Annotated in this window: 22 protein-coding genes; 11 read left to right on the forward strand and 11 right to left on the reverse strand. The window is 60.8% G+C overall.

Going from position 1 to position 19,032, the window contains the following annotated elements; all coding sequences use genetic code 11:
• Window positions 1-8 precede the first annotated feature (8 nt).
• Together serS and cysG are read left to right on the forward strand one after the other, a co-directional pair.
• Window positions 9-1,289 (forward strand): serine--tRNA ligase, encoded by a 1,281-nt coding sequence (gene serS / locus BJ917_RS10755; RefSeq protein WP_096510141.1) that lies wholly within the window; start codon window positions 9-11, stop codon window positions 1,287-1,289.
• Window positions 1,290-2,684: a siroheme synthase CysG gene (gene cysG, locus BJ917_RS10760; protein WP_121103332.1), complete on the forward strand. Its 1,395-nt coding sequence runs from the start codon at window positions 1,290-1,292 to the stop codon at window positions 2,682-2,684. It abuts the gene before it with no gap.
• A 147-nt stretch (window positions 2,685-2,831) separates the two neighbouring features.
• Here the strand turns inward: cysG and BJ917_RS10765 are convergent, their stop codons facing one another.
• The 8 genes from BJ917_RS10765 to BJ917_RS10800 all read right to left on the reverse strand — a co-directional run bounded on the left by BJ917_RS10765 (window position 2,832) and on the right by BJ917_RS10800 (window position 7,108).
• On the reverse strand, window positions 2,832-3,833 hold the full coding sequence (locus BJ917_RS10765) for a glutathione S-transferase family protein (protein ID WP_121103333.1): 1,002 nt from the start codon (window positions 3,831-3,833) through the stop codon (window positions 2,832-2,834).
• Window positions 3,834-3,923: 90 nt separating this feature from the next.
• A complete protein-coding gene (locus BJ917_RS10770; RefSeq protein ID WP_096510144.1) occupies window positions 3,924-4,925 on the reverse strand; it encodes a glycosyl transferase family protein in 1,002 nt (333 codons plus the stop codon).
• On the reverse strand, window positions 4,922-5,257 hold the full coding sequence (locus BJ917_RS10775; RefSeq protein WP_096510145.1) for a TusE/DsrC/DsvC family sulfur relay protein: 336 nt from the start codon (window positions 5,255-5,257) through the stop codon (window positions 4,922-4,924). Before BJ917_RS10775 ends, BJ917_RS10770 begins: the two co-directional genes overlap by 4 nt.
• Window positions 5,254-5,547, reverse strand: a complete 294-nt coding sequence (gene tusB, locus BJ917_RS10780) for a sulfurtransferase complex subunit TusB (RefSeq protein WP_121103334.1) — start codon at window positions 5,545-5,547, stop codon at window positions 5,254-5,256. The genes BJ917_RS10775 and tusB overlap by 4 nt, the downstream gene beginning before the upstream one ends.
• Window positions 5,547-5,909 carry a sulfurtransferase complex subunit TusC gene (gene tusC, locus BJ917_RS10785; RefSeq protein WP_121103335.1) on the reverse strand — a complete coding sequence of 121 codons (363 nt, stop codon included), beginning with the start codon at window positions 5,907-5,909 and terminating at the stop codon, window positions 5,547-5,549. The genes tusB and tusC overlap by 1 nt, the downstream gene beginning before the upstream one ends.
• 1 nt (window position 5,910) lies before the next feature.
• A complete protein-coding gene (gene tusD, locus BJ917_RS10790; RefSeq protein WP_096515289.1) occupies window positions 5,911-6,303 on the reverse strand; it encodes a sulfurtransferase complex subunit TusD in 393 nt (130 codons plus the stop codon).
• Window positions 6,304-6,510: 207 nt separating this feature from the next.
• A complete protein-coding gene (locus BJ917_RS10795; RefSeq protein WP_121103336.1) occupies window positions 6,511-6,840 on the reverse strand; it encodes a DUF6388 family protein in 330 nt (109 codons plus the stop codon).
• A gap of 19 nt (window positions 6,841-6,859) precedes the next feature.
• Complete coding sequence (locus BJ917_RS10800; RefSeq protein ID WP_096510149.1) at window positions 6,860-7,108, reverse strand: hypothetical protein; 249 nt, start codon at window positions 7,106-7,108, stop codon at window positions 6,860-6,862.
• Between the two features lie 147 nt (window positions 7,109-7,255).
• On the opposite strand from BJ917_RS10800, the gene BJ917_RS10810 reads away from it, so the two are divergent.
• Window positions 7,256-7,606, forward strand: a complete 351-nt coding sequence (locus BJ917_RS10810) for a hypothetical protein (RefSeq protein WP_121103337.1) — start codon at window positions 7,256-7,258, stop codon at window positions 7,604-7,606.
• A gap of 120 nt (window positions 7,607-7,726) precedes the next feature.
• Here BJ917_RS10810 and BJ917_RS10815 read toward each other — a convergent pair whose 3' ends face one another.
• Window positions 7,727-8,158: a GNAT family N-acetyltransferase gene (locus tag BJ917_RS10815; RefSeq protein ID WP_096510151.1), complete on the reverse strand. Its 432-nt coding sequence runs from the start codon at window positions 8,156-8,158 to the stop codon at window positions 7,727-7,729.
• Between the two features lie 142 nt (window positions 8,159-8,300).
• Between BJ917_RS10815 and BJ917_RS10820 the strand changes: the two genes are divergently transcribed.
• Together BJ917_RS10820 and BJ917_RS10825 are read left to right on the forward strand one after the other, a co-directional pair.
• Window positions 8,301-8,738, forward strand: a complete 438-nt coding sequence (locus tag BJ917_RS10820; protein ID WP_096510152.1) for a hemerythrin domain-containing protein — start codon at window positions 8,301-8,303, stop codon at window positions 8,736-8,738.
• 65 nt (window positions 8,739-8,803) lie between these two features.
• The gene (locus tag BJ917_RS10825) at window positions 8,804-9,397 is read left to right on the forward strand and encodes an NUDIX domain-containing protein (protein WP_096510153.1); all 594 of its coding nucleotides are present in this window, start codon (window positions 8,804-8,806) and stop codon (window positions 9,395-9,397) included.
• A 112-nt stretch (window positions 9,398-9,509) separates the two neighbouring features.
• Here the strand turns inward: BJ917_RS10825 and BJ917_RS10830 are convergent, their stop codons facing one another.
• Entirely contained in the window at window positions 9,510-10,022 is a 513-nt protein-coding gene (locus tag BJ917_RS10830) for a methylated-DNA--[protein]-cysteine S-methyltransferase (RefSeq protein WP_096510154.1), read from the reverse strand.
• A 151-nt stretch (window positions 10,023-10,173) separates the two neighbouring features.
• Here BJ917_RS10830 and ggt point away from each other — a divergent pair, with 151 nt between their 5' ends.
• Complete coding sequence (ggt, locus tag BJ917_RS10835; protein ID WP_096510155.1) at window positions 10,174-11,901, forward strand: gamma-glutamyltransferase; 1,728 nt, start codon at window positions 10,174-10,176, stop codon at window positions 11,899-11,901.
• 68 nt (window positions 11,902-11,969) lie between these two features.
• Window positions 11,970-12,503 carry a cysteine hydrolase family protein gene (locus tag BJ917_RS10840; RefSeq protein ID WP_121103338.1) on the forward strand — a complete coding sequence of 178 codons (534 nt, stop codon included), beginning with the start codon at window positions 11,970-11,972 and terminating at the stop codon, window positions 12,501-12,503.
• 160 nt (window positions 12,504-12,663) lie between these two features.
• Here the strand turns inward: BJ917_RS10840 and BJ917_RS10845 are convergent, their stop codons facing one another.
• A complete protein-coding gene (locus tag BJ917_RS10845) occupies window positions 12,664-13,305 on the reverse strand; it encodes a TetR/AcrR family transcriptional regulator (protein ID WP_121103339.1) in 642 nt (213 codons plus the stop codon).
• A gap of 172 nt (window positions 13,306-13,477) precedes the next feature.
• On the opposite strand from BJ917_RS10845, the gene BJ917_RS10850 reads away from it, so the two are divergent.
• The 4 genes from BJ917_RS10850 to BJ917_RS10865 all read left to right on the forward strand — a co-directional run bounded on the left by BJ917_RS10850 (window position 13,478) and on the right by BJ917_RS10865 (window position 18,938).
• Window positions 13,478-14,227 carry a gamma-glutamylcyclotransferase gene (locus tag BJ917_RS10850; protein WP_121103340.1) on the forward strand — a complete coding sequence of 250 codons (750 nt, stop codon included), beginning with the start codon at window positions 13,478-13,480 and terminating at the stop codon, window positions 14,225-14,227.
• A gap of 140 nt (window positions 14,228-14,367) precedes the next feature.
• On the forward strand, window positions 14,368-15,390 hold the full coding sequence (locus BJ917_RS10855) for a helix-turn-helix transcriptional regulator (protein WP_121103341.1): 1,023 nt from the start codon (window positions 14,368-14,370) through the stop codon (window positions 15,388-15,390).
• Between the two features lie 148 nt (window positions 15,391-15,538).
• Window positions 15,539-17,386, forward strand: coding sequence for an amidohydrolase (locus BJ917_RS10860; RefSeq protein WP_121103508.1), 1,848 nt, complete (start codon window positions 15,539-15,541; stop codon window positions 17,384-17,386).
• 154 nt (window positions 17,387-17,540) lie between these two features.
• A complete protein-coding gene (locus tag BJ917_RS10865; RefSeq protein WP_121103342.1) occupies window positions 17,541-18,938 on the forward strand; it encodes a cytosine permease in 1,398 nt (465 codons plus the stop codon).
• Window positions 18,939-19,032: the final 94 nt, after the last annotated feature.

Below are 19,032 nucleotides of genomic sequence, written 5' to 3' on the forward strand. Positions count from 1 at the left end.
AGACCGACATGCTCGATTCCAAACTGTTACGTAGCAACCTTCAGGACGTAGCGGACCGCCTGGCATCCCGTGGCTTTGCCCTGGATGTCGCGCGCATCGAAGCGCTGGAAGAACAGCGCAAGACCGTCCAGACCCGCACCGAAGCACTGCAGGCTGAACGTAATGCGCGTTCCAAATCCATTGGTCAGGCCAAGCAGCGCGGCGAAGACATTGCACCGCTGATGGCGGATGTCGAGCGCATGGCCGGCGAACTGGCCGCCGGTAAGGTCGAACTGGATGCGATCCAGACCGAACTGGATTCGATCCTGCTGGGTATCCCGAACCTGCCACACGAATCGGTGCCGGTCGGTAAGGACGAAGACGACAACGTCGAAGTGCGCCGTTGGGGCACCCCGACTGCATTCGATTTCCCGGTCCAGGACCACGTTGCCCTGGGCGAGAAGTTCGGCTGGCTGGATTTTGAAACCGCCGCCAAGCTGTCCGGCGCCCGTTTTTCGCTGCTGCGCGGCCCGATTGCCCGCCTGCATCGCGCCCTGGCGCAGTTCATGATCAACCTGCACGTTACCGAGCACGGCTACGAAGAGGCCTACACGCCTTACCTGGTCCAGGCTCCGGCACTGCAAGGCACCGGTCAGTTGCCCAAGTTCGAGGAAGACCTGTTCAAGATCGCTCGCGAAGGCGAAGCCGATCTGTACCTGATCCCGACTGCCGAGGTATCGCTGACTAACATCGTCGCCGGCGAGATCGTCGATTCGAAACTGCTGCCGATCAAGTTCGTTGCCCACACGCCGTGCTTCCGCAGTGAAGCCGGAGCGTCGGGCCGCGATACCCGCGGCATGATTCGCCAACACCAGTTCGACAAGGTCGAGATGGTGCAGATCGTTGAACCATCGACCTCGATGGAGGCGCTTGAAGGCCTGGCCGCCAACGCCGAGAAAGTCCTGCAACTGCTGGAACTGCCTTATCGCACCATTGCCCTGTGCACCGGCGACATGGGCTTCAGTGCGGTCAAGACCTACGACCTGGAAGTGTGGATTCCGAGCCAGGAAAAATACCGCGAGATCTCGTCGTGCTCCAATTGCGGCGACTTCCAGGCCCGTCGTATGCAGGCACGTTTCCGCAACCCGGAAACCGGTAAGCCTGAGCTGGTGCACACCCTGAACGGTTCCGGCCTGGCTGTCGGTCGTACCCTGGTCGCCGTGCTGGAAAACTACCAGCAGGCCGACGGTTCGATCCGCGTGCCAGAAGTCCTGAAGCCGTACATGGGTGGCCTCGAGGTCATCGGCTAAATGAAATATCTGCCGCTGTTCCATAACCTGCGCGGCAGTCGTGTGTTGGTCGTCGGTGGGGGGGAGATTGCCTTGCGCAAATCCCGCCTGCTGGCCGACGCCGGTGCGCTGCTGCGGGTGGTTGCACCTGAAATCGAACAGCAATTGCGCGAACTGGTGGCCGCCAGCAGTGGCGAGTGCCTGTTGCGTGGCTACGTCGAAGCGGATCTGGACGGTTGCGGGCTGATCATCGCCGCCACCGATGACGAATCGCTGAACGCGCAAGTGTCCGCCGATGCCCATCGGCGTTGCGTGCCGGTCAACGTGGTCGATGCGCCAGCGCTGTGCAGCGTGATTTTCCCGGCGATCGTCGACCGCTCGCCGTTGATCATTGCCGTGTCCAGTGGCGGCGATGCGCCGGTGCTGGCGCGCTTGATCCGCGCCAAGATCGAAACCTGGATTCCCTCCACCTACGGTCAACTGGCCGGCCTGGCGGCACGTTTTCGTCACCAGGTGAAAAGCCTGTTCCCGGACGTGCAGCAACGTCGTGCGTTCTGGGAAGACGTGTTCCAGGGTCCGATTGCCGACCGGCAACTGGCCGGGCAGGGCGCCGAAGCCGAGCGCCTGTTGCAGGCAAAAGTCGATGGCGAGGCACCGGTGGCGACCGGTGAGGTGTATCTGGTGGGCGCCGGTCCCGGTGATCCGGACCTCCTGACTTTCCGCGCTTTGCGCCTGATGCAGCAAGCCGATGTGGTGCTCTATGACCGCCTGGTGGCGCCGGCCATTCTCGAATTGTGCCGTCGCGACGCCGAGCGGGTTTACGTCGGCAAGCGCCGTGCCGATCACGCCGTGCCCCAGGATCAGATCAACCAGCAGTTGGTGGATCTGGCCAAACAGGGCAAACGCGTCGTGCGGTTGAAGGGCGGCGATCCCTTCATCTTCGGCCGTGGCGGGGAAGAGATCGAGGAACTGGCGGCCCATGGCATCCCGTTCCAGGTGGTGCCGGGTATCACGGCAGCCAGCGGTTGCGCGGCCTATGCCGGGATTCCGCTGACCCACCGCGATTATGCGCAGTCGGTGCGCTTTGTCACCGGTCACCTCAAGGATGGTTCCACCGATCTGCCGTGGGCCGATCTGGTCGCGCCGGCGCAAACCCTGGTGTTCTACATGGGGCTGGTGGGCTTGCCGATCATCTGCGAACAGTTGATCAAACACGGCCGCAGCAAAGATACCCCGGCAGCGTTGATCCAGCAGGGCACCACGGTCAATCAGCGGGTGTTTACCGGCACGCTGGCCGACCTGCCACAGCTGGTGGCGGAGCATGAAGTGCATGCGCCGACGCTGGTGATCGTGGGTGAAGTGGTGCAACTGCGCGAGAAACTGGCGTGGTTTGAAGGGGCTCAGGGGCAGCTTTAAAGGCCGCGTCGGTCGAGCGCGACCCCGGCCCATCGCGGGCAAGCCCGCTCCCACAGGATATGTGTTTATGCCGCGATTTTTGGCATCACATAGCACCCTGTGGGAGCGGGCTTGCCCGCGATGGGGCCCTCAAAACCCACACAAATCTCAGGCCTTGCGCCAAACCCCTTTCCCGCTCAACCGCGCCCGATCATGGGCCGCGGTGAAATCCTGCGCCGGCCCTTTCGGCACGATCCCGGTCGGGTTGATGGTCTTGTGACTGCCGTAGTAGTGATGCTTGATGTGGGTAAAGTCCACCGTCTCGGCGATACCCGGCCACTGATACAGCTCCCGTAGCCAGTTCGACAGGTTCGGATAATCGGCAATCCGCTTCAGATTGCATTTGAAGTGGCCGTAATACACCGCGTCAAAGCGAATCAGCGTGGTGAACAGGCGGATGTCCGCTTCGGTCAGGTATTCGCCGGTCAAATAACGGTTCGCGCCCAACAGTTTCTCCAGTCGGTCCAGTTCGACAAACAACTCATCGAACGCTTCTTCGTAGGCTTTTTGCGATGTGGCGAATCCGGCGCGGTACACGCCGTTGTTCACCGCCGGATAAATCCTTTCGTTCAGCGCGTCGATCTCGGCCCGTAACGGTTGCGGATAGAAATCCAGATCGTTGCCGGTCAAGTCATCGAAGGCGCTGTTGAACATGCGGATGATTTCCGCCGATTCATTGTTGACGATGTGTTTCTGCTGCTTGTCCCAGAGCACCGGCACGGTGACGCGGCCGGTGTAGTCGGCGGCATCAGCGGTGTAGCGTTGGTGCATGAAATCGAAATGATCGAGTTTGTCGCCGGTGGAGCCGTGGGACTTGTCGAAAGTCCAGCCGTTTTCCAGCATCAGATAGCTGACCACCGACACGTCGATCAGGCTTTCCAGGCCCTTGAGTTTGCGCAGGATCAGCGTGCGATGGGCCCAGGGACAAGCGAGGGAGACATACAGGTGATAGCGACCGGCCTCGGCAGCGAAGCCGCCGACACCGCTCGGGCCGGGCTGGCCGTCAGGGGTGACCCAGTTGCGGCGCTGCGCCTGCTCACGCTGGAACGCGCCGTCCTTGCTGCTTTCGTACCACTTGTCCTGCCAGCGACCTTCAACTAACAAACCCATGTCCAAGACTCCTCAACCCGTAAGCGTTGGAGAAGAGTCTATTCCCTTGAGTTCGATAAAAAAGCGCAAAGGTTGCAGGGGTATTATCGATTAAATCGATTTGTCTCGTGCATCCCAGTAGCGTTGGGCAGTTTCGAAAGCTTGCTCGCGGGTCTGGCCGAGACCGCGCAAGGCCAGGGCCATGGTCGAAATCAGGGCCATTTGCGGATAACTGTCGATTACATCGCCACGCCATACGGCTTTCAGATGTTCGGGGTCGAGCGCGGCCGGTTTGACGTGACGTTGCGCCGACAACTGCGGCCATTCCTCGTCCCAGCTTTCGCCGCCGGTGGTGCCATACAGATGGCTGTCGGTATCCGGGTTGATTTCGATCTCGCCGCCATCGCCCTTGACCACGATGGCGGTGTCGCCGAGCAGGCCGCTGGCATCGCGGTGCACCGCCTGATAGCCGGGGTGGAAAATGCTTTGCAGGCCACAGCGGGCGCCCAGTGGGTTGAGAATCCGCGCCAGGGAGTGGATGGGCGAGCGCAGGCCCAGGGTATTACGCAGGTCGATCATCCGTTGCAACTGGGGCGCCCAGTCCATCAACGGCATGAAGGCCAGGCCGCCGTTATCCAGCGCCGCACCGACTTGCTGCCAGTGACGACACAGCGGAATCTGCAGCGCATCCAGCAATTGCTCGCTGTACAGCCGACCGGCCGTGTGTGCGCCGCCCCCATGCATGAAAATCCGCACACCGTTCTGCGCCAGGCACTTGGCTGCCAGCAGATACCACGGCAGATGACGCTTCTTGCCGGCGTAGGTCGGCCAGTCCAGGTCGACATTCAAGGCCGGTGCCTGCAAGCGCTCGCGCAGGGCCTCGGTGAAGCCGGCCATTTCCTCGGCGCTTTCTTCCTTGTGCCGCAACAGCATCAGGAACGCGCCGAGTTGGGTGTCCTCGACCTTGTCATCGAGCACCATGCCCATGGCTTGGCGGGCTTCTTCCCGGGTCAGGTCGCGGGCGCCGCGTTTGCCCTTGCCGAGGATTCTCACGAATTGGGCGAAGGGGTGTTCGGCGGGCGTTTCGAGGGTCAGCGCTGGGTAATCGGTCATAAGCAATTCGTCGGTTTGGGCAGGCCCGCCAGTTTCGCGGCGAGTTTGGCAGGGGTGCCTTTGAACAGTCGGTTCAGGTGCAGGCTGTTGCCTTTGTCAGGGCCGAGCTTCAACGCGGTGTATTTGATCAGCGGGCGGGTGGCCGGCGACAACTGGAACTCTGAATAAAAACTGCGCAGCAGTTCGAGGATTTCCCAGTGTGCAGGGGTCAGCTCGATGTCTTCGGCCGCCGCCAGGGCGCTGGCGACGTCGGTGGACCAGTCACTCAGCTCGACCAGAAAACCGTCCTTGTCCAACTCGATGGCGCGCGCGCCGACCGTCAGGGAATTCATAGCCAACTGTTGACCTTGTCGTGGTGGATCGACAGCTCGACGAAGGCCGGATAATCAATGGCGTCGGCCCAGTCTGGAATCGCAATGGCGCGGGCCCGGGCGTCTTCGGCCAGGACGTAGAGTTTCAGGCCGCGTGCGTTGAGCGCCGTGAAAGGCGCGGTGCCCGGCTGCAAGGCGTAGGCCGCGTCACCGGACAGCAGCAGCGCATCGTTGGCGCCGATCAGTCGCAGGCAACTGCTCAGGCGGTCGTCGCCGAAAGGGGAATGAGACAACACATGCAAAGTCGACATCAGAGGGTGATCACCTGGTCGTAACGGTCAATGAGTGCGGTGATTTCGTCGGCGGCCAGCACCCGGGCTTCTTCCAGCGCCAGAGCGCCGGGGTCCAGGCCACGTTGCGCCACACTGTCGGCACAGACAAACAGTTCTTCGACGCCAAACATTGGCAGGGCCTGCAAGTTGGCGCTCAAGTCTTTCTGTTGCAGGGCCTTGGCGTCCTGTCGGGTCGCGAGCTGGAACACACCGTCATCGAGAAACAGCAGGCCGATCGGCAGATCGAACGCACCACCGGCCAGTACGATGTCCAGTGCTTCCCGTGCACCCGGCCCGCACCACGGCGCCTGACGGCTGATGATCAACATGGATTTAGCCATCTCAAGCGCCTCCGAAACAGATCAGGCGGTCGGCGTCCTGCACCGCGTCATGCAACTGACCGAGGCCAGACAGTTCCCACGGCGAGCCAACGGCGACAGCCTCACGCTGATAGCGGCGGGCTTCTTCCTCGTTCAGCACGCCACGGCGCAGCGCAGCGGCGATGCACACCACGCCATCCAGTTGGTGCTCGCTGACGAAGGCACGCCATTGTCTGGGCAAATCCAGCTCGTCCTGGGGCGTGACCACGCTGCTGGACGCGTTGTAGACGCCATCCTGATAGAAAAACAGCCGGACGATCTCATGCCCGCCGGCCAGCGCGGCCTGGGCGAACAGCAGGGCGCGGCGCGAGGAGGGCGCATGGGCGGCGGAAAACACGGCAATGGCGAACTTCATGACGGACTCGATCAGTGAAACTGCGGCCATGATAAAGCTTTATCGGCGGGGCGGCTAAATCGATGTTGTCTGTGCGGGCCTCATCGCGGGCAAGCCCGCTCCCACAGGTTTTGTGGGCGAAGCTAAAATTTCCGGCATTTCACAAATCCCTGTGGGAGCGGGCTTGCCCGCGATGAGGCCCGCACAGGCGCAAAAGAAATGGCAGTGTTACTCCTCCAACCCATACAACTCGCAATACTCCAGCCAATCCATCCCCGCCATCTCGGCCACTTCCTTGTGCACTTCCAGGCGCTGGGCCTGATAGTCCTTTTCTGTGGCAGCCGTCAGCTTCAACGTCAGTTCCCAGGCAAACAGCCCCAGACGCTCGGCTTCGGTTTCGAAGGCTTCGTGCAAACGCTCGTCACGAAACTGCTCAAGTGTTTCGCCCTTGGCCTGGGCGAGCAGCGGGTTGAGGTTGTCGAGCTCGACGCATAGCTCGGGGCGTGCATCGAGAAACTTCTTCAGTGCCTGTTCGTGTTGCAGCTCGGATGCCGCCATGGTCACTCCTTGAGATGGATTACGCAGACTGCTTCTTGTTGGCCTTGGCCGCTGCTGCCAGACATTCGAGGGCAAACTGTTCCGTATAGGTCATCTGGATCGGCGTGGTTTCGCCTTTGACGGTACGTTCGCCGTCGAGGATGTAGCGGATCCGCTTGTCGGTGACACCGATTCGCTTGGCGATCCAGGAAGGCGTCTGTCCGATCTGGCTGATCAGCTTGTCGGCATACTCAGTGGTCGGTTTGTAGAACTCGGCGTTGGGTGTCATCAGGTTTCCAGAAAGAAAGGTGAAGCGGCGTATTGGCGCGACAGGGTGCGCGAATCGTTGCGCGGTGTCGCGGTATAAATGAAGTAAAGCAGAACGATACGCGCTGCCGCAGTGATAAAGTCCGCTTTTTCCTGATGAGCGACTGCAATGCGAATTCTGATGGTGGCGCTGGCCGTCACGTTGCTGGCCGGGTGCGCAGGCTCGGTGATGAGCGATGCCCGCAGCAAACCCCCGTACAAGACCCTCAATTCGGACAAGCCGGAAAAAGACGTGGCCCAGTGCGTACAGTTTTCCTGGCAGGACGAAGCGGTGTTCGGGGTCGATGCCAGCGGCTATCTGCAGCCTGGCGAGAAGGGCGGTACGACCGTGTACACCCGTTCGGCGGAGTCATTCGTGGACGTGACCACCGATGCCTCGGGCACCGTATTGAGCTACTACGCGCAGCACGACGACTTCGTCGCCAAGCGCCGGCTGGCGGCGTTGGCGACTTGCCTGTGATCTAGAGGCTTGATGCTTTACCCCTGTGGGAGCGAGCCTGCTCGCGAATGCGTCGGGTCAGTCGACATCAATGTTGGTTGATAGTCCGCTTTCGCGAGCAGGCTCGCTCCCACAGTTCACTTAAGTGTTGTTAATCAGGCGCTTCTGGAAAAAGAAGTGCTTGTGCCCCGGCGGGTAGTCGGCGATGTGCCCGATCTCGCTGTAGCCGCATTTCCTGTAGAACTCCGGTGCCTGGAATTCGAAGGTGTCGAGCCACAGCCCGATGCATTTTTTCTCCCGCGCCAGGTCTTCGGCCATCTGCATCAGCTTCGTGCCCATGCCCTGTCCCCGCGCCTGCTCCGGTACCGACAGCAGGTCGATGAACAGCCACTGGTAAAACAGCCGGGCGTAGAGACCGCCGAGGATCTCGTCGTTATCGTCGCGTACCAGCAGGGCAATGTGCTCGGGTATGGCGCCGTCGGCCTTCGAGGCGTTGTAGGCACGCAAGGGCAGCAGGATGGCCTGGCGTTCTTCTTCCGTGGGGTTTGGCGAGAACTCTATTCTCAGTGTCATGGCTATATCCTTATGGCAGTGAAACCGCAGCCTATCGTGGTCGCCGCGATTGTTCCATCACCGTCATGGAACCGTCGCCCCGGCGCCAATGTCTAGCCTCAAGAAGCGTCATTCCAGGACGCTGTCCCCGAGGACTCTCTCTGTGAATATTTTCGAAGCCCTGCGCGAAAGCCACGAGCGCCAGCGTACCTATGCCAAGGCGCTGATCAAGACCAGCGGCGACACCCCTGAGCGCGTCGAGGCGTACAAACAACTCAAGTCCGAACTGCAGGCCCATGAAACCGCCGAAGAGCGACACTTCTACATTCCGTTGATGAAGTTCGACAACGGCGTCGATCTGAGCCGCCATGGGATCGCCGAGCATCACGAAATGGACGAAATGATGGAGGAACTGGACGAGACCGAGATGTCCAGCCCCGCCTGGCTGGCAACGGCGAAGAAACTGTCGGAGAAGGTCCACCACCACCTCAAGGAGGAAGAGCAGAAGTTCTTCCAGATGGCCGGCAAGCTGCTCGATGACAAACAGAAAGAGACGCTGGCCAACCAGTACGAGAAGGAATACAAGGCGCAGCTGGCGTGAAGGCGCAGAAGTCGGGCGTTTTGACCTAAGATGTCGATTCACTGAAAAAAACAGGATGCGTTTTCATGTTGAACACAGCCGAACGGGTCAACATCCTTGAGTCCCAGGTGTTGTCCCACGACTGGTATCTGTTGAAGAAAATTACCTTCGATTACCAACGCAACAACGGCGAATGGCAGCGTCAGACCCGGGAAGTCTACGACCGCGGCAATGGTGCGGCGATTCTCCTGTACAACCGCGAAAAGAAGACCGTGGTGCTGACCCGGCAATTTCGCTTGCCGGTGTTCGTCAACGGTCATGACGGTTTGCTGATTGAAGTCGCGGCGGGGTTGCTTGAAGGTGCCGCGCCCGAAGAGCGCATCCGTGCCGAGGCTGAAGAAGAGACCGGGTACCGCGTGCATCATGTGCAAAAGGTGTTCGAGGCCTACATGAGCCCTGGCTCGGTGACGGAGAAACTGCACTTCTTTATCGCTGAATACGATGCGGCATCAAAAGTCAGCGATGGCGGTGGACTGGAAGAGGAAACCGAGGAACTGGAGGTGCTGGAATGGTCGTTCGATGAAGCGCTCGAGGCGTTTTATCGCGGGGACATCTGCGACGCGAAAACCATCATGCTGTTGCAGTATGCGGCGATGAAAAACATCTTCACCGCGCCTTGATCCTTGTAGGCGCTGGCTTGCCAGCGAAGGTAGCCTAGAGTCGAGCCCAGAGTCCAAAGGCCAAAGGCCAAAGGCCAAAGGCCCCTTCGCTGGCAGGCCAGCTCCTACAGGGTCAGAAGCCTGGCAGGCGTGCTGTGCCAGGCCCATGTCCGCCCTCCAGCGTCAGCAACCGTTCCTTGGCCTCCAGCCCCCCGGCAAACCCGGTCAGTTTGCCCGACGCGCCAATCACCCGATGACACGGCGCAATAATCGAAATCGGGTTCCTGCCATTCGCCGCCCCTACGGCCCGCACTGCACTCGGGTTGCCGATCTGTTCGGCGATCTGGCTGTAGCTGCGGGTTTCGCCGAACGGAATCGTCAGCAACGCTGCCCAGACCTTCTTTTGAAAATCCGTCCCGGAAAAATCCAGCTCCAGTTCGAAACGCTGGCGTGTGCCGGCGAAGTATTCGCGCAGCTGCCTGGCGGCCTGCATCAGGATCGGGTTGTCCGGCGCTTCGTTCATCGGACCGAGACGCACCCGGCCGGGCTTGTCGTTTTCCCAGAGGATGGCTGCCAGTCGCGAGCCGTTCGCCACCAGCTTCAATTCACCGACCGGGGAGGCCAGGGTGATAAAGGTGTAAGTCATACCTTGGGGCCGCACCGAATTGTTGAACGGGTGTTAAGGATACTGTCTCGCCGGGGAGGCGCAATACGCAATCTTGTCCATACTTGCCTACTGCTCCTGAAGCGTTCCCTCTGTTTTTGTACAGAGCCTTAAAACAAAAAGAGACCGACTCATGAAGTACGAACCTTTTGCCAAATCGCTGATTGCGACTGCCTTGTCGCTCGGCTGTCTGACTGCTCAAGCGGCCTCCGTGGCCCCGGTCGCGGGGGAAAACGGCATGGTGGTCACTGCCCAGCATCTGGCCAGTCATGTGGGCGTGGATGTGCTCAAAAACGGCGGCAACGCCGTGGATGCCGCCGTCGCGGTGGGGTACGCGCTGGCGGTGGTTTATCCCGCGGCCGGTAACCTCGGTGGCGGTGGTTTCATGACCATTCAGCTCGCGGACGGGCGCAAGACTTTCCTCGATTTCCGTGAAAAAGCGCCCCTTGCCGCCACCGCCAACATGTACCTCGACAAAGAGGGCAATGTCGTTCCGGAATTGAGCACCCGTGGCCACCTGGCCGTCGGTGTGCCCGGCACCGTTTCCGGCATGGAACTCGCGCTGTCGAAGTACGGCACCAAACCGCGCAAGGAAGTGATCGCCCCGGCTATCAAGCTCGCCGAAGACGGTTTTGAGCTGGACCAGGGGGATGTCGACTTGCTGCATGAAGGCACCGACATGTTCAAGAAGGACATGAAGGATTCCGGCTCGATCTTCCTGAGCAGCGGCGAGCCGATGCAGGTCGGGCAGAAACTGGTACAGAAGGACCTGGCCAAGACCCTGCGGGAAGTCTCCGAGAAGGGCGCCGACGGCTTCTATAAAGGCTGGGTGGCCGACGCCATCGTCACCTCCAGCCAGGCCAACAAGGGCATCATCACCCAGGCCGACCTCGACAAATACAAGACCCGCGAACTGGCGCCGATCGAATGCGACTACCGTGGCTATCACGTGGTCTCGGCACCGCCACCGAGTTCCGGTGGCGTGGTGATCTGCCAGATCATGAACATCCTCGAAGGCTATCCGATGAAGGACCTGGGCTATCACTCGGCCCAGGGCATGCACTACCAGATCGAAGCGATGCGTCACGCCTATGTCGACCGCAACAGCTACCTCGGCGACCCGGATTTCGTGAAAAACCCGATCGCCCACCTGCTCGACAAAAACTACGCGACCAAGCTGCGCGAAGCCATCCAGCCGCAAAAGGCCGGCAATTCCAAGGAGCTCAAGCCCGGTGTAGCACCCCATGAAGGCAGCAACACCACCCATTACTCCATCGTCGACAAATGGGGCAACGCGGTATCGGTGACCTACACCCTCAACGACTGGTTCGGTGCCGGGGTCATGGCCAGCAAGACCGGGGTCATCCTCAACGATGAGATGGATGACTTCACCTCGAAAATCGGTGTGCCGAACATGTACGGCCTGGTGCAGGGCGAGGCCAACGCCATCGCCCCCGGCAAGGCACCGCTGTCGTCCATGAGCCCGACCATCGTTACCAAGGACGGCAAGGTGGTAATGGTCGTCGGTACCCCCGGCGGCAGCCGCATCATCACCGCGACCTTGCTGACCATGCTTAACGTCATCGACTACGGCATGAACATCCAGGAAGCGGTCGATGCGCCACGTTTCCACCAGCAATGGCTGCCGGAAGAAACCAACCTGGAAAACTTCACCACCAGCCCGGACACGGTGAAGATGCTGGAAAGCTGGGGTCACAAGTTTGCAGGTCCCCAGGATGCCAACCACCTGGCGGCGATCATCGTCGGGGCGCCGTCGCTGGATGGCAAACCGGTGGGCAAGAACCGCTTCTACGGGGCCAACGACCCACGGCGTAAAACCGGGTTGTCGCTGGGTTACTGACGGTTGTGTTTGAAAGGGGACGGACTTATGTTCGTCCCCTGGTTTTTCAACTCATCAAGGAAGGCACCATGACCAGTGCGCTGTTAATCATCGACGTTCAACAAGCCCTGTGCACCGGCGAGTACGAGTGCCATGAGATCAAACGCGTCATCGACACCATCAACGGCCTCAGTGCCAGGGCGCGAGAGGCGGGGGTTACGGTGGTGCTGATCCAGCACGAAGAAGAGGGTGATCTGTTGAAACACGGTGCCCCGGGCTGGCAACTGGCCGAAGGGCTGCAAACCTCACCTGACGATCATCGCGTGCGTAAAACCACCGGCGATTCGTTCTACCAGACAAACCTGCAGCACCTGGTGCCCGTGCAGGACTTCGAACGCTTGGTCATTTGTGGCCTGCAAACCGATTACTGCGTGAATGCCACCCTGCGTCAGGCGCACCAGTTGGGCTACGACGTGGTGCTGGCCGCCGACGCGCACTCCACCGTCGACAACGGCAACACGACTGCCGAAGACATCATTGCCGAACACAACAGGGATTGGGCGGACCTCAGTGGTTCGGTGGCGCGGATCGATGTCATCCCGGCCAGCGAAATCCATTTCTGAAATCACCGCATTCCCTGTGGGGAGTTGTCCTGATGCCACGAATCCTGTGGGAGCGAGCCTGCTCGCGAAGACGGTGGCACATTCAACAGAAAGGGCGACTGACAGAACGCTTTCGCGAGCAGGCTCGCTCCCACAGGAATTGTGTTGGTGCTTGCCCATCTCAAGTTGCAAACATCAGCACCCTCGGTGCGCTCACAACCTCCGGCATCACACCCCCCAGCACCAACCGGGTAATGGTTGCCGTGGCCTCCTGATAATCCACATCCTGCGGCGTCTCCCGCCCGGTGATGTGCGCCATCTGCCAGCCAAGATTGGTGTAGGTGCGCGTTGCCGACCAGATAAACAGCATCAGATGTTCCGGGTCGACCGGCGCCAGCAATCCCCGTTCGATCCAGCTGCGCAGGCATTCGACGTTGCGCCGGGCTTCGGCGTACAGCAGTTCGCGACATTCCTCGGGTAAATACCTGGCCCCCAGCAGCAACTCACCGCTGAACACCCTGGCTACGTGCGGATGTTCACGGGCGATGCGGATGCGCGCCGCGATATAGGCAGGCAACCCCACCAGCGGATCATCGCTCTCACGCAGCACCGCCGAAGCGTCCAGCAAAGGTTCGACAAAACCGAGCAGCACTTTGGCGTAGAGGTTCTCTTTGCTCTGGAAGTAGTAATACAGATTTGCCTTCGGTACCCCTGCACGCGCTGCGATGTCGCGGGTCTGGGTGGCATCGAACCCCTTGGCGGCGAACTCTGCGCTGGCGGCCTCCAGAATCAGCTGTTGGTTGTGTTGGCGAATACGGCTCATGGGCATGTCTTGGCGAATTGAGCTTCGCAATATACAAAACTATATAGCGTGTGAGCCAGCCATGAAGATGAGCGGTGCACTGACGCTCGGCGCCTGGCACAGGACAATTCGACATGCAGTGCTAGTCTTTGAGCTTGATCGACCGTCGTTGGATCCATATTGAGAGGCGGATATGGGCGCAGGCAAACCCCGGCAATCGACCCGACGAAACCTGACGGCGGAGCTGGTCGCCCATGTCGAACGCTTCGAGCCCGACCCGGGGCCGGAACCCGGTACCACCGAACATACCCCGCAAGAATTTGATGCGATGGTGGATACCCTCTTGCGGGAATACACCCCGAAAGATCTTTGGGTATTTGCCTACGGCTCGCTGATCTGGAACCCGGAGTTTGAATTCGAGGAACGCCGCAGTGCCATCGCTTATGGCTGGCATCGTTCGTTCTGCCTGACCCTGACCCGCTGGCGCGGCACCCGCGAGTTGCCAGCGCTGATGCTGGCCCTCGATTGGGGCGGAAGCTGCCAGGGCCTTGCCTACCGGCTGCCCGCGCAGGATCACTTCAAACAGATCGCTCTTTTGCTGGCCCGGGAGATCGACGCCAACCCGCCGACCAACGTGGCACGCTGGATCACGGTGAAAACCGTGTCCGGGCCACTGCGTGCCTTAGCCTTTATCGCCGCGCGGGACGGCAAGGCCTATGCCGGCAAGTTGCCGATGGACAAGGTCGCCCAGGTCCTGGCCCGCGCGGCGGGGCACTGGGGGTCAGCGGCGCAGTATCTGTTCCGCACCGTGACCATGCTCCGCGAGCAAGGCATCCGCGACCGCAACATGAGCTGCATCGAAAGCCTGGTGGCCGAGGAAATCGAAGCCTTGTTGCTTACGCGATCTACTGTAGGAGCGAGCCTGCTCGCGAAAAAAGTCTGAACAACGCGTTCATTCAGGCAGCACGGGTTTTCGTTAACATCCATCGCGAGCAAGCTCGCTCCTACAGGAGGCGTGGACGCCATTAAGGGGGCTGTGGCATGGTCCAGCCCCCAGACCACGCAGCCAACAGGACCAGCACGATGGAGGAGGCACATCAGGACAGCATCGATACATCGATGACCACGTTGCAGGCGTTCAACCGCTGCGTATTGGAGTTGGGGCGCCTCGCACGAGAGCGGGGTGCCGCCGAGTTCATCGCCGACGGCCTGCAAGCCTTCCGTCAACTCGTACCCTTCGCCTCGGCCTGGTGGGGGGAGATGTCCGTTTCGGACGCCAGCGCACCGCCGCAAAGCTGGATGCACGGGCGCATCGACCTGGCCGACTCCTTTGCCGCCGAATGGCAAAAGAGTGCCGGTAGCGACAAATTCTCCCATGACACCTTGAGCCGCCCCGGTGAGGTCATACGCGACAGCGGTTTCACCGACCCCCATGCCGACGTGGACGCCTTCGCCCGAAGGCATGACCTCTACCACCCGATGTGCATCACCTTCGAGCTGCCGGAAAGCGGCTTGATGTTTTTCGTTTGCCTTTACCGGGGCAGCGAAGCACCGGCATTCAACGACAGCGAGGCCGGTTTGTTTGCGGCCTTCTGCGACCACCTGTTGCAGCTGTGGCGATTTCAGGTGCAGGACATGATCCGTGTCGACACCGGCAACGGCGCCACCGACTTCGCGGTCGCGCGGCTGGACGGTGGTCTGCTCTATGTGGGCGCCGGTTTGTGCGCCGTCATTCAGCGCGAATTGCCCGGCTGGAACGGCTCGACGCTGCCTGCCGAAGTCATCGCGCAGTTGCCCAATGCGCCCTGTGTCATGCGCCTGGGACGTTCGGCACTGACCCTGACCCCAAATGCCGAGCACGTCATCCTGTCGCTCGAAACCCAGCCACGCGGGGTCGTGTTGGCGCCTCGCGAACGGACTGTCGCCATGCTGTTTGCCGCCGGTCACTCCTACAAGGAAATTGCCCGAATCCTCGTCCTCAGCCCGGCAACGGTGCGCACCTATCTGCGCAATTGCTACCTGCAACTGGGCGTGAAGAGCAAGGTGGAACTGGGTTCGATCCTGCGTTCAACACCTGCACTGGCGCCAACGACACGCCGCGATTGAGTCCCGCGGTTCAACAAATTGCCTGACCCCTCCTCATTTGCAGAGGTCCGTCCAGCCGCCGCGCTCTATAGGGTATGCCCTGCACATCAAGGGCATGCGCGGCCGTCTGGTCGAGTCCTTGCAAAACAATAAAAAAGAGGTGGGGCATTTGAAATTTTCCAGGCTATTTATCGCCGTTGCCGGTGCAACGGCCGTTTCCTGCGTGGCGCTGGTGGGATGCCAGCGTCCGGGTTCGACCAGTGCCGACATGGTCATGCGCAATGGCTACGTCTACACCGTCGACGGCAAGAATTCGGTGCAGCGGGCGGTGGCGGTCACGGGTGGCAAGATCGTCTATGTCGGCAGCGATGAGGGGGTTGCTTCGTACATTGGTGCACAGACACAGTTGATCGATCTGGCGGGACGCATGTTGATGCCCGGCTTCATCGATGCGCACATGCATCCCGGGGATGGTGGTCGCGCCATGACGTTGTGCGACCTGAAATACCAGACCATGACCCGCAAGGTGTTCCAGGAAACCATCCAGGCTTGCCTGGATGCCGACAAGGACAAGGGGCCGGATGTCTGGCTCGAAGTCGGCAGCAGGGATCGCATGGGCATGGACGGACTCGACGGTGACCCCGACAAATCGACCCTCGACGCGCTGAAGACCCGGCGTCCGATTCAGGTGCGCTCCACCGACTTCCATACCGTACTGGTCAACTCCCGTGGCCTCGCGGTGGCGGGCATCGACAAGCGCACGGTCAACCCCGGCGATGGCAAATACGTACGCGATAGTGCCGGTAACCCGACCGGTATCTGCGAGGACGGTGCAGCCGATGCCATGGCGGCCGTGGTACCGCCCGCCACCGATGCCGAAAAGCTGGTCCAGAGTCGCGCCGCGCTCGACGCCATGCGCCAGCAAGGCATCACCAGTTTCTTCGATGCCTTGTCGGGGCCGGAGAATGGCAAGGCGTTCACCACGTTGCAGCAGTCCGGCGAACTGACCGCCCGGGCCTTGCTGGCGATCAAGCTCGATCCGGCCGCCGCGACCGCCGACCCGGAGAAAACCATCGCCGAAGCCAAGGCAATGGCCGCCACCTACGATCAGGGCGAGGCCAAGGTCGCGCCGGGGGTGAGCATGCGTCACGTCAAACTGTTCATGGACGGGATCATCAACGCACCGGCCGATACCGGGGCGATGTTGACGCCCTACCTGCACAATGCCGGCACCGAAAAGGCGCCGAAATGGACGCCCGGCAAAAACCGTGGCGAGCTGTATTTCCCGCCGCAGGTACTCAATCCGCTGCTACTCAAAGCTGTGCAGGCCGGTTTCGATCCACACCTGCACGCCACTGGCGACCGGGCAGTGCGTGACTCGCTCAATGGCATCGAATACGTGCGCCAGCAATTACCCGGCAACGGCTTCCGCCCGACCATTACCCATGCCGAGTCGGTGGACCCTGCCGACTACGGACGATTCAAGGCGCTTGATGTGACTGCCAACATGTCCTTCCAGTGGGCGCAGCAGGCGCCGTCCACGATCGACGGCACCAGTGATCACCTCGGTGCCGTGCGGTTCGCGCGTATGGAACCGTCCGGCAGCATCGCCCGCGCCGGGGGGCGGGTGGCCTATGGCAGCGACTGGCCGGTGGACCCGCTCGACGAGTTCCTCGCGCTGAAGATCGGTGTCACCCGCTCGGGCGACCCGCAGAACCCGCACAGCTATGGCCCCAACTATGCCGGCAGGCTCAACGCCGACCCGGCGCTGTCCCGTGCCGAGGTGCTGCGCACCATTACCCTCAACGCCGCCGAGCAACTCAGGTTGGAGCAGGTGGTCGGTTCCATCGAAGTGGGCAAGTTCGCCGACCTGATCGTCCTGGATAAAAACTTCATGCAGGTGCCCGAGGACGAACTGGGGCGCAATCAGGTGTTGCTGACGCTGGTGGGCGGCAAGGTGGTGTGGGCCAAGGCGCCGTTTGTGGGGCAGGTGGCTGTGATCGAACAACAAAAATAATTTCAGTTACACACAACCCCTGTGGGAGCGAGCCTGCTCGCGAAAGCGGAGTGTCAGCTTGCATCAATGTTGGATATGCAGCCGCCTTCGCGAGCAGGCTCGCTCCCACAATTGGAATGTGTGATGCCGTCCAATTTGGAAGAGAACAAGAATAATGACCCAGCAACGCAGTCCCCTGATCGAAACCCGTTCGATCGATTACATCCCCGAAGCCGAGCGACATGGCAGCCTGTACAGCCAGTTCACCCTGTGGCTCGGGGCCAATTTGCAGATCACCGCCATCGTCACCGGGGCACTGGCCGTGGTGTTGGGCGGTGATGTGTTCTGGTCGCTCATCGGTTTGTTGATCGGCCAGGTACTCGGCGGAACCGTGGTGGCGCTGCACGCGGCGCAAGGGCCGAAGCTCGGGTTGCCGCAGATGATCTCCAGTCGCGTGCAGTTCGGGGTGTACGGCGCGGCGATCCCGATTGTCCTGGTGTGCCTGATGTACCTCGGCTTCAGCGCCACCGGCGCGGTGTTGTCGGGGCAGGCGATTGCACAGTTGATCAGTGTCAGCGACAGTGCCGGCATCCTGATTTTCGCCGCCTGTATCGCCTTGCTGACGATGTTCGGTTACCGGGTGATCCATCTGGTCGGGCGGATAGCCAGCGTGCTGGGCGTCATCGCGTTCGTCTATCTGTTTACCCGGTTGATGACCCTCAACGATATCGGCCTGCTGCTGGAAAATCGCCATTTCGCCTGGAGCACCTTCCTGCTGGCGGTGTCGCTTTCCGCGTCCTGGCAGATCGCGTTCGGCCCGTATGTGGCCGATTACTCACGCTACCTGCCGAGCAAGACCTCATCCTGGAAAACCTTCACCGCCGTTGGCCTCGGTACAGTGCTCGGCGCCCAGGCTTCGATGGTGCTGGGGGTGTTCGCCGCGGCATTGGCGGGAGCGAACTTCCGCGGTCACGAAGTAGCGACCATCGTCGGTCTGGGCAGTACCGGGGTGATGGCCTCCTTGCTGTACTTGAGCGTGGTGTTCGGCAAGGTCACGGTGTCGACCCTCAACGCCTACGGCAGCTTCATGTGCGTAGCTACCATCATCACCGGTTTCCGCAGTCGTCTGGAATTCAGTGCCGGCCAGCGCATGGTGTTCGTACTGGTGATTGTCGCGGCGTCCACCACGTTGGCGTTGCTGGGGCAGTACTCGTTCTTGAACAGCTTCAAGTATTTCATCCTGTTCTTACTGACGTTCTTCACCCCCTGGAGCGCGATCAACCTGGTGGATTACTACTTCATCAACAAGGAGCGCTACGACATCCCGGCCTTGTCCGATCCGGCGGGGCGGTACGGTCGCTGGAACCTGCTGGGGATCAGCGTCTACGTCATTGGCGTGCTGATTCAGCTACCTTTCGTCGACACCCATTTCTATTCAGGACCGATGGTCGCATGGCTCGGCGGCGTGGACGTGTCCTGGATCGTGGGGCTGGTGGTGCCGGGTGTTCTGTATTACCTCTTAGCCCGGACCTCGGCAGTGATCGTGCCGGTTGACCGCAGCTCCAGAGCCTGAATAAGATACATCCGCAATCACGTCTTCATTCGGTGGTACAGCGCGAACCCTGTAGGAGCGAGCTCGCTCGCGATGGTGGTGAACGATTACGCGT

The sequence above is a fragment of the Pseudomonas sp. WPR_5_2 genome (assembly GCF_003634475.1).
In the GTDB taxonomy this organism is placed as follows: domain Bacteria; phylum Pseudomonadota; class Gammaproteobacteria; order Pseudomonadales; family Pseudomonadaceae; genus Aquipseudomonas; species Aquipseudomonas izuensis.

Coding starts and splice junctions, on each gene's coding strand:
- serS (WP_096510141.1), top strand. CDS start 9: ATGCTCGATTCCAAACTGTTACGTAGCAACCTTCAGGACGTAGCGGAC.
- cysG (WP_121103332.1), top strand. CDS start 1,290: ATGAAATATCTGCCGCTGTTCCATAACCTGCGCGGCAGTCGTGTGTTG.
- BJ917_RS10765 (WP_121103333.1), bottom strand. CDS start 3,833: ATGGGTTTGTTAGTTGAAGGTCGCTGGCAGGACAAGTGGTACGAAAGC.
- BJ917_RS10770 (WP_096510144.1), bottom strand. CDS start 4,925: ATGACCGATTACCCAGCGCTGACCCTCGAAACGCCCGCCGAACACCCC.
- BJ917_RS10775 (WP_096510145.1), bottom strand. CDS start 5,257: ATGAATTCCCTGACGGTCGGCGCGCGCGCCATCGAGTTGGACAAGGAC.
- tusB (WP_121103334.1), bottom strand. CDS start 5,547: ATGTCGACTTTGCATGTGTTGTCTCATTCCCCTTTCGGCGACGACCGC.
- tusC (WP_121103335.1), bottom strand. CDS start 5,909: ATGGCTAAATCCATGTTGATCATCAGCCGTCAGGCGCCGTGGTGCGGG.
- tusD (WP_096515289.1), bottom strand. CDS start 6,303: ATGAAGTTCGCCATTGCCGTGTTTTCCGCCGCCCATGCGCCCTCCTCG.
- BJ917_RS10795 (WP_121103336.1), bottom strand. CDS start 6,840: ATGGCGGCATCCGAGCTGCAACACGAACAGGCACTGAAGAAGTTTCTC.
- BJ917_RS10800 (WP_096510149.1), bottom strand. CDS start 7,108: ATGACACCCAACGCCGAGTTCTACAAACCGACCACTGAGTATGCCGAC.
- BJ917_RS10810 (WP_121103337.1), top strand. CDS start 7,256: ATGCGAATTCTGATGGTGGCGCTGGCCGTCACGTTGCTGGCCGGGTGC.
- BJ917_RS10815 (WP_096510151.1), bottom strand. CDS start 8,158: ATGACACTGAGAATAGAGTTCTCGCCAAACCCCACGGAAGAAGAACGC.
- BJ917_RS10825 (WP_096510153.1), top strand. CDS start 8,804: ATGTTGAACACAGCCGAACGGGTCAACATCCTTGAGTCCCAGGTGTTG.
- BJ917_RS10830 (WP_096510154.1), bottom strand. CDS start 10,022: ATGACTTACACCTTTATCACCCTGGCCTCCCCGGTCGGTGAATTGAAG.
- ggt (WP_096510155.1), top strand. CDS start 10,174: ATGAAGTACGAACCTTTTGCCAAATCGCTGATTGCGACTGCCTTGTCG.
- BJ917_RS10840 (WP_121103338.1), top strand. CDS start 11,970: ATGACCAGTGCGCTGTTAATCATCGACGTTCAACAAGCCCTGTGCACC.
- BJ917_RS10845 (WP_121103339.1), bottom strand. CDS start 13,305: ATGAGCCGTATTCGCCAACACAACCAACAGCTGATTCTGGAGGCCGCC.
- BJ917_RS10850 (WP_121103340.1), top strand. CDS start 13,478: ATGGGCGCAGGCAAACCCCGGCAATCGACCCGACGAAACCTGACGGCG.
- BJ917_RS10855 (WP_121103341.1), top strand. CDS start 14,368: ATGGAGGAGGCACATCAGGACAGCATCGATACATCGATGACCACGTTG.
- BJ917_RS10865 (WP_121103342.1), top strand. CDS start 17,541: ATGACCCAGCAACGCAGTCCCCTGATCGAAACCCGTTCGATCGATTAC.